Raw genomic sequence first — 12,595 nt, 5'->3', positions numbered from 1 at the left:
ATGGACAGCACCGACGTCGACTGGGCTGCACTCGAAGCCGCGGCAGTCTCCGCCATGAAGAACGCCTATGCGCCGTATTCGAAGTTTCCGGTGGGGGCCGCGGCCCTCACCGGAGACGGGCGGATCGTCAGCGGCTGCAATGTCGAAAACGCCAGCTACGGGCTGACACTGTGCGCCGAGTGCGCCCTGGTGGGCAACCTGCAGATGACCGGCGGGGGACGGCTGCGCGCCTTCTACTGCGTCGACGCCGGCGGGAATGTCCTCATGCCGTGCGGGCGCTGCCGCCAGCTGCTCTACGAATTCCGGGCTCCGGACATGGAGCTCATGACCACGCAGGGAATCAAGACCATGGACCAGGTCCTTCCCGATGCCTTTGGCCCCCAACACCTGGAGGAACCCCGGTGACACAAACGACACAGAACCCCAACAACAGTGAAGCGTTCGACGCCGTCGACATCATCCGCATCAAGCGGGACAAGGGTGTGCTCAGCCCGGCCCAGATCGACTGGACAATCGACGCGTACACCCGCGGCGCCATCGCCGACGAACAGATGGCCGCCCTGAACATGGCCATCCTGCTCAACGGCATGGACCGGGCCGAGATCTCCCGCTGGACGGCGGCCATGATCGCCTCCGGCGAGCGGATGGACTTCTCCAGCCTGCGGCGGCCCGACGGCGGCGTGAAGGCGACGTCGGACAAGCACTCCACCGGCGGCGTCGGGGATAAGATCACCCTGCCGCTGGCTCCGCTGGTGGCGGTGTTTGGCGTGGCAGTGCCGCAGCTCTCGGGCCGCGGCCTCGGCCACACCGGCGGCACCCTGGACAAGCTCGAGGCCATCCCGGGCTGGCGTGCGGCCCTGAGCAATGACGAAATGATGGCCCAGCTCCAGGACGTCGGCGCGGTCATTTGCGCGGCCGGGGCCGGGCTGGCCCCGGCGGACAAGAAGCTCTACGCGCTCCGCGATGTCACCGGAACCGTGGAGGCCATCCCGCTGATCGCCTCCTCGATCATGAGCAAGAAGATCGCCGAAGGCACCGGCTCGCTGGTGCTCGACGTCAAGGTGGGCAGCGGCGCGTTCATGAAGGACGAGGCGCGCGCCCGCGAACTGGCCGAAACCATGGTGGCCCTGGGCAAGGACGCCGGCGTCAACACGGTGGCACTGCTTACCAACATGAACACGCCGCTGGGCCTGACCGCGGGCAACGCGATCGAGGTCGAGGAATCCGTGGAGGTCCTCGCCGGCGGAGGCCCGGACGACGTCGTCGAACTCACCGTCCGGCTCGCGGAGGAAATGCTGGCGTGTGCCGGCATCCGCGACGCCGATCCCCGGGCAGCACTCCGGGACGGCCGGGCTATGGACGTCTGGAACCGGATGATTGAGGCCCAGGGCGGAGACCCGCGCGCCAAGCTCCCGGTCGCCAAGGAATCCGAGGTCATCTACGCCCCGGCCGACGGCGTCCTGGTGGAGCTCGACGCGATGGCCGTCGGCGTCGCTGCCTGGCGGCTCGGCGCCGGACGCGCCCGCAAGGAGGACCAGGTCCAGGCCGGTGCCGGGGTGCGGATGCACGCCAAGCCCGGCGCCACGGTCAAGGCGGGCGAACCGCTCATGACCCTGCTGACGGACACACCGGAGAAGTTCGAGCGTGCCAAGGAAGCGCTCGAACACGCCGCCGTGATCGCCCCCGAGGGCTCCCGGCCCGCCCAGAAGCTCATCATCGACCGCATCGCCTAACCCCGTTGCCCTATCCCTTATGGCGCCCAAACCCTGGGGATAACAGCCGTACGTGATGGGGCAACGGCGGCCGGAGCCGGCGGTACACTAACTCCACAAGACTGACTCCACAGCAGTACCCTTGGCGCAGGCCCGGCTCCGGCCGAGCCTGCGCTTGGATCGATCTGGCCCCGCCGCGCGTTAGGAAGCTGTGCAGGCAATCAACGACTTCATCCTCGCCGCCGCAGGGCAACCCTGGGTCCTCGTCCTGGTTTTCGCCTGCTGCGTGATCGACGGCTTCTTCCCCCCGATTCCGAGCGAATCGGTGGTGGTGGGCCTGGCTGCAGTCGCCGCCACGGCGGGCGTCCCCAACCCTCTGCTCCTGATCGCAACGGCTGCCGCAGGGGCACTAGTGGGCGACAACATGGCCTACCTGATCGGCCGCGGGACCGGAACCCGGCGCTGGGCGTGGCAGCGCGGCCCGCGCATGCAGGCGGCCTTCCGCTGGGCCGGCCGGGAACTGCGGAAACGGCCTGCCTCACTGATCCTTGTTGCCCGCTTCGTCCCGATCGGGCGGGTGGCCGTTAACCTGACCGCCGGTGCCACACATTACCCGTGGCGCAGATTCGTCAGCCTGACGGTGCTCTCGGCGCTGCTGTGGGCCAGCTACTCGGTGGGGATCGGCCTGACTGTTGGTCCGTGGTTTGAGAAAAACCACGTGCTGGGAGCGGCCATTGCCATCGTCTGCGCGATCGTCCTGGGCGTCGTCCTGGACCGCGTGATCAGCAGGGTGCGCGGCCGCGCACCGGAGGAACCGACGCATTCCGTGCCGCCCGCCGAGTCCTAGGCGGATTGGGCCCGCCCATGGGACACTTAGGAGCGATTTGGGTCACGTTTGTTGGCCGCACGTCGCGCAAAGTTTCGTCCATAGTTCTACCCACTGTCATCGCGAGTACGTTACGGCTTAGTTGTCCGTTCCCAGTCATCAAGGAGCACCACCTGCATGGAGTTCATTAACGAGGCCGTGCTCCATGCCGCTGGCCAGTGGTGGATCTACCCCCTCCTGCTGGTTTTTTTCTTCGTGGACGGCTTCGCGATGGTGGTCCCGAGCGAGACCCTGATCGTTGCCCTGGCGGCGTACTCCGTGCACAGCGGCCAGCCCAACCTGTGGATCCTGGGCCTCACGGCGCTCGTGGGAGCCATGGCCGGCGACAACATGGCCTACATGCTCGGCCGCAAGATTGGCCTCGAGCGGTTCCGCTGGATGCGCAAGCCAAAGGTCCAAAAGGTGTTCGGTTGGGCCCACTACGAACTCGAGAAGCGCGGCGCCGTCCTGATCTTCACCGCCCGATACATTCCGTGGGGCCGTGTCGCGGTCAACTACGTGGCAGGCACGACGGCGTTTCCGCACCGCCGGTTCTTCTTCCTGGACGGCTTCGCCTGCCTGACGTGGGTCGCCTACTCCATCGGCATCGGCGTCCTGGCCAGTTCCTTCCCGTGGCTGCACCACAACCCGTTGCTCAGCGCGGGCATCGCGGTGGTATTCGCCATTGTGCTCGGTGTCCTCATCGACCATCTCCTGCGCTGGTGGCACAAGCGCCTGGGCCGCCACGACACCCGTCCGGTCCCGTCTGAGACCGAATACGTCGCCGAACCCGCCTCCGGTGAGCGTGCTTCCGAGCTGCACGGCACGATGCTGGCCGGTCCGTCCGCTGAGTCCGGAGCGTCCGGAAAGTAGCTTCCGGCGCCCGGCGACCCTATGGTTGGAACGTGACTGAGACTATTCCTGACGCTGCCCCTGACCTCGATTTCGACCTGAAGGGCCTTCCCAAGGTTTCCCTTCACGACCACCTGGACGGCGGACTCCGCCCGGCCACCATCATTGAACTTGCTGAGGCCGTCGGCCACACGCTGCCGTCCACGGACCCCGTCGCCCTGGGGGAGTGGTTCCGCGAATCCGCCGACTCCGGTTCCCTGGTCCGCTACCTGGAGACTTTCGACCACACCATCGCCGTGATGCAGACCAAGGAGGGCCTGTTCCGCGTCGCGAAGGAATTCGTCGAAGACCTGGCCGACGACGGCGTCGTGTACGGCGAGGTGCGCTGGGCACCCGAACAGCACCTGCAGAAGGGCCTGAGCCTGGACGACGTGGTCGAAGCCGTGCAGGCCGGCCTCGAGGCTGGAGTGGACGCCGTGGCAGAGACCGGCCGCGATATCCAGGTGGGTCAGCTCATCACCGCCATGCGCCACGCCGACCGCGGCCAGGAGATCGCCGAACTGGCCGTCCGCCACCGCAACAACGGCGCCGTCGGCTTCGACATCGCCGGCGCCGAGGACGGCTTCCTGCCGTCCCGCTTCAAGGACGCCTTCACCTACCTGGCCCAGCACAACTTCCCGGCCACCGTCCACGCCGGCGAAGCCGCCGGTCTGGAAAGCATCCAGTCGGCCCTCGTTGACGGCCGGGCCCTGCGCCTGGGCCACGGCGTCCGTATCGCCGAGGACGTCACGATCGAATTCGAAGAGGACGAAGAGGCCGCCGCCGCCGAAGGCTTCGACGACTCCGTCAACGACACCATCGGCATGGTGACCCTGGGCGAGCTCGCCAGCTGGGTGCGGGACCGTGGCATCGCCCTGGAGATCTGCCCCTCCTCCAACCTGCAGACCGGCGCCATTGCCGGTTTCGGTGAGGGCATCGAAAGCCACCCGCTGGACATGCTCTACCAGCTCGGCTTCAACGTCACCATCAACACCGACAACCGGCTCATGAGCGGCGTGACGCTGACCGACGAGTTCGAACTCCTGGTTGAGACGTTCGACTACGACCTCGATGACCTGCTGGAGCTGACGCTGAACGCGGCCGAGGCCGCCTTCCTGCCGCTCGAGGAGAAGGAAGCCCTGGTCGAATACATCAACGAGGCCTACTCCGATCTTGGCTAACGAGGACACATCACCCGTCCAGAGGCTCGCTGGGCCCACAGCGGCAGGGGTCCCCGGCCGAGCTTGCGAGGTCGGGGAGCTGCGGGGGACGATCGCGGCCCTGCGCGAGCATTGCCCCTGGATGGGTGCCCTCACCCACGAGTCCCTCGTGGAGTACCTCCTGGAGGAGGCCTATGAGGTGGCCGAGACCATCGAGACCGGCGCCGGCGACGCGGAACTGCAGTCTGAACTGGGGGACGTCCTGTTGCAGGTGGTGCTCCACGCCCGGCTCGCCGAGGAACGCGGCGCCTTTGACCTGGACGATGTCGCCCGGGTTCTGAAGGCCAAGATGATCCGGCGCAACCCGCATGTGTTCCGGCCCGACGGCTCGCTGCAGGATTCCTTCCCGGCAACGGTGGAGGAGATCGTCCTGAAATGGGACGCCGTCAAGAAGGCCGAGATGCCCGAACGCGGCCACGTCTTCGACGGGGTTCCCGCCGCGCTGCCGGCCCTCGCGCGGGCCCAAAAGCTCCTGGACCGCGCCGAACGCGCGGGCATGGCAGCGGCCGCCGGCCAAACCGCCGCCGGAACCGCCGTCGACCTCCCGGCCGCCGAGGAGGAACTCGGCGACCTGCTGTTCGGGATCGTGGCCGCTGCCCGGGCCGGCGGGCTCGACGCCGAACGCGCTCTCCGCGGCGCCCTGCGCCGGTTCCAGGACAGCACCGGCCCCAGGCCCTCGGCACAATAGTGCTGGCAGACTAGAGTCGGCACGGTAGCGGCACCATCATGACGTCCGGGGATTGGATAGGTTTCCGTAACTTATCCCGCTCTCGACTACGCTAGTAGCGACGACGACGTCGGCTTTCCGCTTGATGTTCAGCCAGAGTCCAAGCAGTCAGATTCCCTGCAGATCGCTTCACCCAAAGGAGCATATCCATGGCGCTTATCGATGCCATCCACGCCCGCGAAATCCTCGATTCCCGTGGCAACCCGACCGTAGAAGTTGAAGTCCTGCTCTCGGACGGCCAGATCGGCCGCGCAGCAGTTCCCTCCGGCGCTTCCACCGGCGAGCACGAGGCCGTTGAACTTCGCGACGGCGACAAGGGCCGCTACCTCGGCAAGGGCGTCCAGAAGGCCGTCGACGCGGTCATCGACCAGATCGCCCCGGCCCTGACCGGCTTCGACGCGACCGACCAGCGCAGCATCGACCAGGCCATGATCGACCTGGACGGCACCCCCAACAAGGGCAAGCTCGGCGCCAACGCCATCCTGGGCGTGTCCCTGGCCGTGGCCAACGCCGCCGCCGCCTCCGCTGACCTGCCGCTGTACAAGTACTTGGGCGGGCCCAACGCGCACGTCCTGCCCGTGCCGCTGATGAACATCCTCAACGGCGGCTCGCACGCCGACTCCGACGTGGACATCCAGGAATTCATGATCGTCCCGATCGGCGCCGAGACCTTCTCCGAAGGCCTGCGCTGGGGCGTCGAGGTCTACCACAACCTCAAGTCCGTCCTGCAGGCCAAGGGCCTGTCCACCGGCCTGGGTGACGAGGGCGGCTTCGCGCCGAACCTGCCGTCCAACCGTGCCGCCCTGGACCTGATCCAGGAAGCCATCAAGAACGCCGGCTACACCCCGGGCAAGGACATCGCCCTGGCCCTCGACGTCGCCTCCTCCGAGTTCTTCAAGGACGGCGCCTACCAGTTCGAAGGCAAGGCACTTTCCGCCACCGAGATGAGCGCCTACTACGCCGAGCTCGTGGCCGACTACCCGCTCGTGTCCATCGAGGACCCGCTGGATGAGAACGACTGGGAAGGCTGGAAGACCCTCACCGACACCATCGGCGACAAGGTCCAGCTCGTGGGCGATGACCTCTTCGTCACGAACCCGGCCATCCTGCAGCGCGGCATCGACACCAAGACCGCGAACTCGCTGCTCGTCAAGGTCAACCAGATCGGTTCCCTGACCGAGACCCTGGACGCCGTGTCCCTGGCCCAGCGTGCCGGCTACACCACCATCACCTCACACCGCTCCGGCGAAACCGAGGACACCACCATTGCTGACATCTCCGTTGCCACCAACGCGGGACAGATCAAGACCGGTGCCCCGGCACGCTCCGAGCGCGTGGCCAAGTACAACCAGCTGTTGCGCATCGAAGAGGAACTCGACGACGCCGCACGGTACGCCGGCCGCAGCGCGTTCCCGCGTTTCAAGGGCTAGTTAGCCGCGAAAACCGGTAACCGGTGGCTATGGTTGAAAGACCATGGCCACCGGTTCTTTTTTTGGTCCGCTTTTGAAGGAGTGACATGGCAACCCGACGCCCCAATGTTCCCCGGGCTACGCCTGCCGCCAAGGCTGCTGCTGCCAAGCCTGCGGCCACGGGCCTGGGGGCAGCAGCCGACGGCGGCGAGGTCATCCAGGCGGACTTTGGCGGCGCCCGCAGCGGCACGGCGGCGCCGGCCGGCGCTGCGCCTGCCCCGCCACGGGTATCAGCCTCCACAGGCAAGCCGGCCCCGGGCAGCTCCGGCGCCGCATCTGCGGCCAAACCCCGTCCCGTAACAGCCCCGGCAGGAGCTCCGGCAAAGCCCGAGAGCCGCCCGGCGGCCGGGAAGGACGGCGCCAAGTCCGGCAGCAGGACCGACGCCAGGACCGGCGGCAAGAACCAGGGCCGGACCGCCGCAGGGGGGCCGGACGAATCCCTGGACCCCGTGCCCGCCAAAGCGTTCTCGGGCCGGCTGCTGGCCCTGGGTGTCGTCATGATTGCCATCACCATCCTGCTGGCCCCTACGGTCAAGATCTTCCTGGACAAACGCGCCGAAATCGCGGCGCTGCAGGCCGACATTGCGGCCAAACAGACGAAGCAGGAGGACCTCAAACGCCAGGTGTCGCGGTGGCAGGATCCCAACTATGTGAAACAGCAGGCCCGCGACCGCATTAACATGGTTATGCCCGGAGAGACGGGCTACTGGGTATTCGGCAGCGATCTTCCTGCCGCGCAATCCGGTGGCGCGGCGGGTGCAGCATCAGCACAAGACCCGGCCAACCTGCCCTGGGTGGACGCCCTCTGGGAGTCCATCAGGCGATCGGCAACAGACTAGAAGCGGCGCCCGCCGCCGGGATTGTCCCGCGGACAATCCGGAACAGGGCAGGAAGGTGCCACTCCCGTGGACGAGAACCGAGTGGACCAGAACCGAGCAGCCGAGGACAACGACGGGGCCAAGACCCCGGCACCACGGCACAGGGCAGACGCCCCGGAGGGCTCCCGCCAGCCGTCACCGCACGATCTCGAGGTCCTCAGCCGCCAGTTGGGCCGGCCCGTGCGCGACGTCGTCGAAATCCCGGCCCGCTGCGTCTGCGGAAACCCGCTCGTCGCCGCCACTTCGCCGCGGCTCAGCAACGGTACGCCGTTCCCCACCACGTTTTACCTCACCCACCCGGTGATCACGTCGGCGGTATCGCGGCTGGAGGCCGCCGGGCTGATGAACGAAATGAACGACCGGCTCGCTGCCGACGCCGGCCTCGCGGCCCGGTACCGGTCCGCCCACGAGGCATATCTGGCCTCCCGTGCCGAGATCGGCGCGCGCTCCGGCATCGGGGCCGTTCCCGAAATCGACGGCGTCTCCGCCGGGGGAATGCCGACCCGCGTCAAATGCCTGCACGTCCTCGTGGGGCATTCGCTGGCGGCCGGCCCGGGCGTGAACCCGCTGGGGGATGAATCGATCGCGGCCATCGCCGAGTGGTGGACCGTGGAGCGCTGTTACTGCGACGGCGCCTGGGACACCGGCGGGGAGGCCCCGTCGCGGGACCTCAGCCGCCATGGCCCCCAAGGCCTGCCGGAGATCGTGGGCCGGCCCGCACCGGTCCGCAAGTCCCGCGTCGACGCCGCCGGCGCCGGCGTCGCTGACACCGCCGCTACCGCCGGCGCTGCTGAGACGGCCGGTACCACCGGCACGGGGGAGTCCAAGTGACCCGGGTCGCGGCCGTAGACTGCGGCACCAACTCCATCCGCCTGCTGATCGCCGATGTGAGCGCAGGCGACGCAACAGGGCCGGCCACACCGCGGCTGACCGACATCGTGCGGGAAATGCGCGTGGTCCGGCTGGGCCAGGGCGTGGACTCCACGGGCGAACTGGCCCAGGAAGCGCTCGAGCGCACCTTCGCCGCGACCCGGGACTACGCTGCCCTCATCCGCGAGCACGGCGCCGAAAAGGTGCGCTTCGTGGCCACCTCCGCCACCCGCGATGCCCGTAACCGCCAGGTTTTCGTCGACGGCATCCGCGACATCCTCGGCGTCGAACCCGAGGTGATCACCGGCGACGAGGAAGCCGCGCTGTCCTTCGCCGGCGCCAGCAGTGTGCTGCCCTCCCGCGGGCAGGACCCCGTGCTGGTGGTGGACCTCGGCGGCGGCAGCACGGAGTTCGTGCTGGGCAACGCCGGCGGCGTCATCGCGGCCCGCTCGGTCGACGTCGGCTGCGTCCGGATGACCGAACGGCACCTGCGCAGCGACCCGCCCACCGCGGATCAGATCGCGGCCGCGGAGGCCGACGTCGACGCCGCCATCAGCGAGGCGGCACAAACCGTTCCGCTGGAACGCACCACCGCCGTCGTCGGCGTGGCCGGCTCCGTCACCACCATCACCGCGCACGCGCTGCGCCTGCCGGAGTACTCGCCGGCCGCGATCCACGGCACCGAACTGGACCTGGACGCGATCCGGAAAGCCTGCACCGAGCTGCTCGAAATGACCCGGGAAGAGCGGGCCGCGCTGCCCTACATGCACCCCGGGCGGGTGGACGTGATCGGCGCCGGTGGCCTGGTCTGGCGGCGGGTCCTGCAGCGCCTGGCCGAGGTCACCGGCGGCCGCATCACCACGGCCGTGAGCAGCGAACACGATATTCTTGACGGAATTGCCCTCAGCATCCGATGATCCCGCCCCAGCAGCCGTGCCCCAGCGCGCGCCCGTGCCGCTGGTGCATCCGCCGATAGGACCTGAATGACCAGAGCAACAGCCCGGCGCCGCCGGACCGCCTCCGCGTTGATGGCCTTGGCCCTCGCCGGCGGGGCGTCCACGGCGGCGCTGACCCTGGCCGCGCCCGCCCACGCAGACTCCTGGCGGGACAAGGAATACTGGCTCGCCGAGTCCGGCATCACCAAAGCCTGGGACGTTTCCAAGGGGGCCGGGGTCAAGGTCGCCGTGATTGACAGCGGAGTGGACGGCCGGCATCCGGATTTGGGCGGCGTGCTCGCTGGCGGCGCGGACATTTCCGGCGCCGGCAAGGCCAACGGCCAGGAGAGTATCGGCGCCAAACCCGAACACGGCACCCTCGTGGCCACCATGCTCGCCGGACGGGGGCACCAGGCGCCCGAAGCAACTGCCAAACCGAGCGCCAGCGCAACTGGCCCTGGCGCTGGCCCGGCCGCTGGACCTGACGGGGTTGTCGGCGTCGCCCCGGAAGCGCAGCTGCTGTCCGTCTCCACTTGGCTCGGTTCGGCCAACCCGGGCGGCAAGAGCGACCAGGACCAGATCCCGGAGGCAGTGCGCTGGGCCGTGGACAACGGCGCCCGCGTCATCAACATCTCCCTCGGCAGCACGTCGCCGGAATGGCCGCAGAGCTGGGACGCGGCATTCCTCTACGCCGAACAGAAGGACGTCGTGATTGTCGCCGCCGCGGGCAACCGGGTGGGCGGCAACGTCCAGGTCGGCGCCCCGGCCACCATCCCCGGCGTCCTGACGGTTGCAGGCCTGGACCGCACCGGCGCGGCCAGCATCGACTCCTCCTCCCAGGGCATCAGCATCGGCGTCGCAGCTCCCGCCGAGGACCTGGTTGGCGGCCTGCCCGGCGGCGGCTACGCCGACTGGGCCGGCACCTCCGGAGCCACGCCCATCGTGTCGGGCGTCGCGGCCCTGATTCGCTCCAAATGGCCCGAAATGTCCGCCAGCCAGGTCATCAACCGGATCGTCACCACGGCCAAGGACGCCGGGGCGCCAGGGAAGGATCCGCTCTATGGCTTCGGCGTGCTGAACGCCGAGGCCGCCCTCAAGGCCGATGTCCCGGAAACCAAAGTCAATCCGCTGGGGTCCATTTCGGACTGGATCCGGGTCCACCGGCGCGGAAACCTCGCCACGACTGACCCTGCCGCGGAGCCCGCACCCTCCAGCGCTGCCCCCACCCTGCCCGAAGCGACCGTGCCCGTCGCGGAGAAGCCGTCCCAGCTGGACAGTGCAGTGCCGGCCGCGGTGGTCCTGGGCTTCGGAGCCCTGCTCGTCGGAATCGTTGTGGCCGCCGCGTTCCAGCTGCGGGCCGCCATGCGCACGCCGCCGAAGGACGGCCCGGACGGGCCGGACGGGACCGGCAGGGCCGAACCCGAGGCCGTCAATCCGGTGGACTCCAGCAAGCCGTCATAGTTAGTGAAGGTTTTCACAAACTACTGTATTCTTGAGATATGGCATCCTCCCTTCAGCTCCAGGACCGTCCCCGGGTACTCGTCGTCGGCGGCGGGTACGTCGGCCTGTATGTAGCCCTCAAACTTCAGAAAAAGATCGCGAATGCCGGTGGCATCGTCACCCTCGTGGATCCGCTGCCCTACATGACTTACCAGCCCTTCCTGCCGGAAGTTGCCGGCGGCAACATCGAGGCGCGCCACGCAGTCGTCTCGCACCGCCAGCACCTGAAGCAGACGGAACTCATTCAGGGCCGCGTGACCTCGATCGACCACGCCAACCGCACGGCAGTGGTCGCACCCTCCGACGGCGGCGGCACCTTCGAGATTCCCTACTTCGACGTCGTGCTTGCCGCCGGCGCCATCACCCGCACGTTCCCGATCAAGGGCCTCGCGGACAAGGGCATCGGCCTGAAGACCATCGAAGAGGCCGTCGCCCTGCGCAACAAGGTTCTCGAGCGGATCGAGACCGGTTCCCTCATGACGGACCCCGTTGAGCGCGCCCGCGCCCTGACGTTCGTCGTCGTCGGCGGCGGCTTCGCCGGCATCGAGTGCATCACCGAAATGGAAGACCTGGCCCGCGCCGCGGTCAAGAACAACCCGCGCATCAAGCAGGAGGAAGTCCGCTTCGTCCTGGTCGAGGCGATGGGCCGCATCATGCCCGAGGTCACGGCATCGCAGGCCGAATGGGTCGTCGAGCACCTCCGCAGCCGCGGCATCGAGGTCCTGCTGAACACCTCCCTCGACAACGCCGAGGGTTCCCTGAAGCTCATCAACCTCCCGGACAAGAGCCCGGCCCAGGAATTCGAGACCGACACCCTGGTCTGGACTGCCGGTGTGCAGGCCAACCCGATGGTCCGCTCCACCGACTTCCCGCTCGAGCCGCGCGGCCGCGTCCGCGTCCTGGCCGATCTGCGCATCGCAGGCGACGAGGGCATCATCGAGAACGCCTGGGCCGCCGGCGACGTCGCTGCCGTCCCCGACCTCACGGGCAGCGGCCTGCCGGACGGCACGTGCGTGCCGAACGCGCAGCACGCGCTGCGCCAGGCCAAGCGCCTCGCCAAGAACCTGTGGGCCTCCCGCTGGGACAAGCCGCTCAAGGATTACAAGCACAAGAACCTGGGCGCCGTCGCCGGCTTCGGCGAATGGAAGGGCGTGGCGAACATCAACCTGCTTGGCCGCATCGGCCTCAAGGGCCCGCTGGCCTGGCTGGCACACCGTGGCTACCACGGCATGGCCATCCCCACCGTGGAGCGCAAGATCCGCGTGATCTCCGGCTGGATCTGGGCCTTCTTCCTGGGCCGCGACACCACGCAGCTGATGGATCTGGACAACCCGCGCGGCGCCTTCGTGGCCGCAGCGACGCCGGCCCCGAAGCCTGCCGCTGCTCCCGTTGCCGGCACGCCTGCGGATGCTGCCAAGAACGACGCCGGGAAGAACGGCACTGCTAAGAACGACACCAAGGAAGCTGTTCCGGCCGACTCCAAGTAGCCTGATCTGAGCCTTCGACGGCGGCCGTTCCCCTCAGGGGG

At 68.3% G+C, this 12,595-nt stretch carries 12 protein-coding genes; all 12 read left to right on the top strand.

Annotated features, from left to right (window positions below; genetic code table 11):
* The 12 genes from AC1D0A_RS17090 to AC1D0A_RS17035 all read left to right on the top strand — a co-directional run bounded on the left by AC1D0A_RS17090 (position 1) and on the right by AC1D0A_RS17035 (position 12,554).
* Positions 1-405: a cytidine deaminase gene (locus AC1D0A_RS17090; RefSeq protein WP_028277348.1), complete on the top strand. Its 405-nt coding sequence runs from the start codon at positions 1-3 to the stop codon at positions 403-405.
* On the top strand, positions 402-1,733 hold the full coding sequence (locus AC1D0A_RS17085; RefSeq protein WP_476943519.1) for a thymidine phosphorylase: 1,332 nt from the start codon (positions 402-404) through the stop codon (positions 1,731-1,733). Before AC1D0A_RS17090 ends, AC1D0A_RS17085 begins: the two co-directional genes overlap by 4 nt.
* A gap of 190 nt (positions 1,734-1,923) precedes the next feature.
* Positions 1,924-2,559, top strand: coding sequence for a DedA family protein (locus AC1D0A_RS17080; protein WP_476946365.1), 636 nt, complete (start codon positions 1,924-1,926; stop codon positions 2,557-2,559).
* A gap of 156 nt (positions 2,560-2,715) precedes the next feature.
* Positions 2,716-3,450: a DedA family protein gene (locus tag AC1D0A_RS17075; protein WP_028277350.1), complete on the top strand. Its 735-nt coding sequence runs from the start codon at positions 2,716-2,718 to the stop codon at positions 3,448-3,450.
* Between the two features lie 32 nt (positions 3,451-3,482).
* Positions 3,483-4,649, top strand: a complete 1,167-nt coding sequence (locus tag AC1D0A_RS17070) for an adenosine deaminase (RefSeq protein ID WP_476943518.1) — start codon at positions 3,483-3,485, stop codon at positions 4,647-4,649.
* 121 nt (positions 4,650-4,770) lie between these two features.
* Positions 4,771-5,376, top strand: coding sequence for a MazG nucleotide pyrophosphohydrolase domain-containing protein (locus tag AC1D0A_RS17065; RefSeq protein ID WP_043436257.1), 606 nt, complete (start codon positions 4,771-4,773; stop codon positions 5,374-5,376).
* A 188-nt stretch (positions 5,377-5,564) separates the two neighbouring features.
* Positions 5,565-6,845: a phosphopyruvate hydratase gene (gene eno / locus AC1D0A_RS17060; RefSeq protein WP_018774732.1), complete on the top strand. Its 1,281-nt coding sequence runs from the start codon at positions 5,565-5,567 to the stop codon at positions 6,843-6,845.
* Positions 6,846-6,931: 86 nt separating this feature from the next.
* The gene (locus AC1D0A_RS17055) at positions 6,932-7,723 is read left to right on the top strand and encodes an FtsB family cell division protein (protein ID WP_243180077.1); all 792 of its coding nucleotides are present in this window, start codon (positions 6,932-6,934) and stop codon (positions 7,721-7,723) included.
* A gap of 66 nt (positions 7,724-7,789) precedes the next feature.
* Positions 7,790-8,593, top strand: a complete 804-nt coding sequence (locus AC1D0A_RS17050; protein WP_439954116.1) for a DUF501 domain-containing protein — start codon at positions 7,790-7,792, stop codon at positions 8,591-8,593.
* The gene (locus AC1D0A_RS17045) at positions 8,590-9,549 is read left to right on the top strand and encodes a Ppx/GppA phosphatase family protein (RefSeq protein WP_243180067.1); all 960 of its coding nucleotides are present in this window, start codon (positions 8,590-8,592) and stop codon (positions 9,547-9,549) included. The genes AC1D0A_RS17050 and AC1D0A_RS17045 overlap by 4 nt, the downstream gene beginning before the upstream one ends.
* Before the next feature lie 66 nt (positions 9,550-9,615).
* Entirely contained in the window at positions 9,616-11,028 is a 1,413-nt protein-coding gene (locus AC1D0A_RS17040) for a S8 family serine peptidase (protein ID WP_476946364.1), read from the top strand.
* A 38-nt stretch (positions 11,029-11,066) separates the two neighbouring features.
* The gene (locus tag AC1D0A_RS17035; RefSeq protein ID WP_476942923.1) at positions 11,067-12,554 is read left to right on the top strand and encodes an NAD(P)/FAD-dependent oxidoreductase; all 1,488 of its coding nucleotides are present in this window, start codon (positions 11,067-11,069) and stop codon (positions 12,552-12,554) included.
* Positions 12,555-12,595: the final 41 nt, after the last annotated feature.

The sequence above is a fragment of the Arthrobacter sp. P1_D4 genome (assembly GCF_056406115.1).
This window is presented reverse-complemented; position numbering and strand designations above follow the sequence as displayed.

What these genes read in the sequence shown, in the direction of transcription:
- AC1D0A_RS17055 (WP_243180077.1), top strand. Translation starts at nt 6,932, where the DNA reads ATGGCAACCCGACGCCCCAATGTTCCCCGGGCTACGCCTGCCGCCAAG.
- AC1D0A_RS17035 (WP_476942923.1), top strand. Translation starts at nt 11,067, where the DNA reads ATGGCATCCTCCCTTCAGCTCCAGGACCGTCCCCGGGTACTCGTCGTC.
- AC1D0A_RS17075 (WP_028277350.1), top strand. Translation starts at nt 2,716, where the DNA reads ATGGAGTTCATTAACGAGGCCGTGCTCCATGCCGCTGGCCAGTGGTGG.
- AC1D0A_RS17090 (WP_028277348.1), top strand. Translation starts at nt 1, where the DNA reads ATGGACAGCACCGACGTCGACTGGGCTGCACTCGAAGCCGCGGCAGTC.
- AC1D0A_RS17065 (WP_043436257.1), top strand. Translation starts at nt 4,771, where the DNA reads ATGGGTGCCCTCACCCACGAGTCCCTCGTGGAGTACCTCCTGGAGGAG.
- eno (WP_018774732.1), top strand. Translation starts at nt 5,565, where the DNA reads ATGGCGCTTATCGATGCCATCCACGCCCGCGAAATCCTCGATTCCCGT.
- AC1D0A_RS17040 (WP_476946364.1), top strand. Translation starts at nt 9,616, where the DNA reads ATGACCAGAGCAACAGCCCGGCGCCGCCGGACCGCCTCCGCGTTGATG.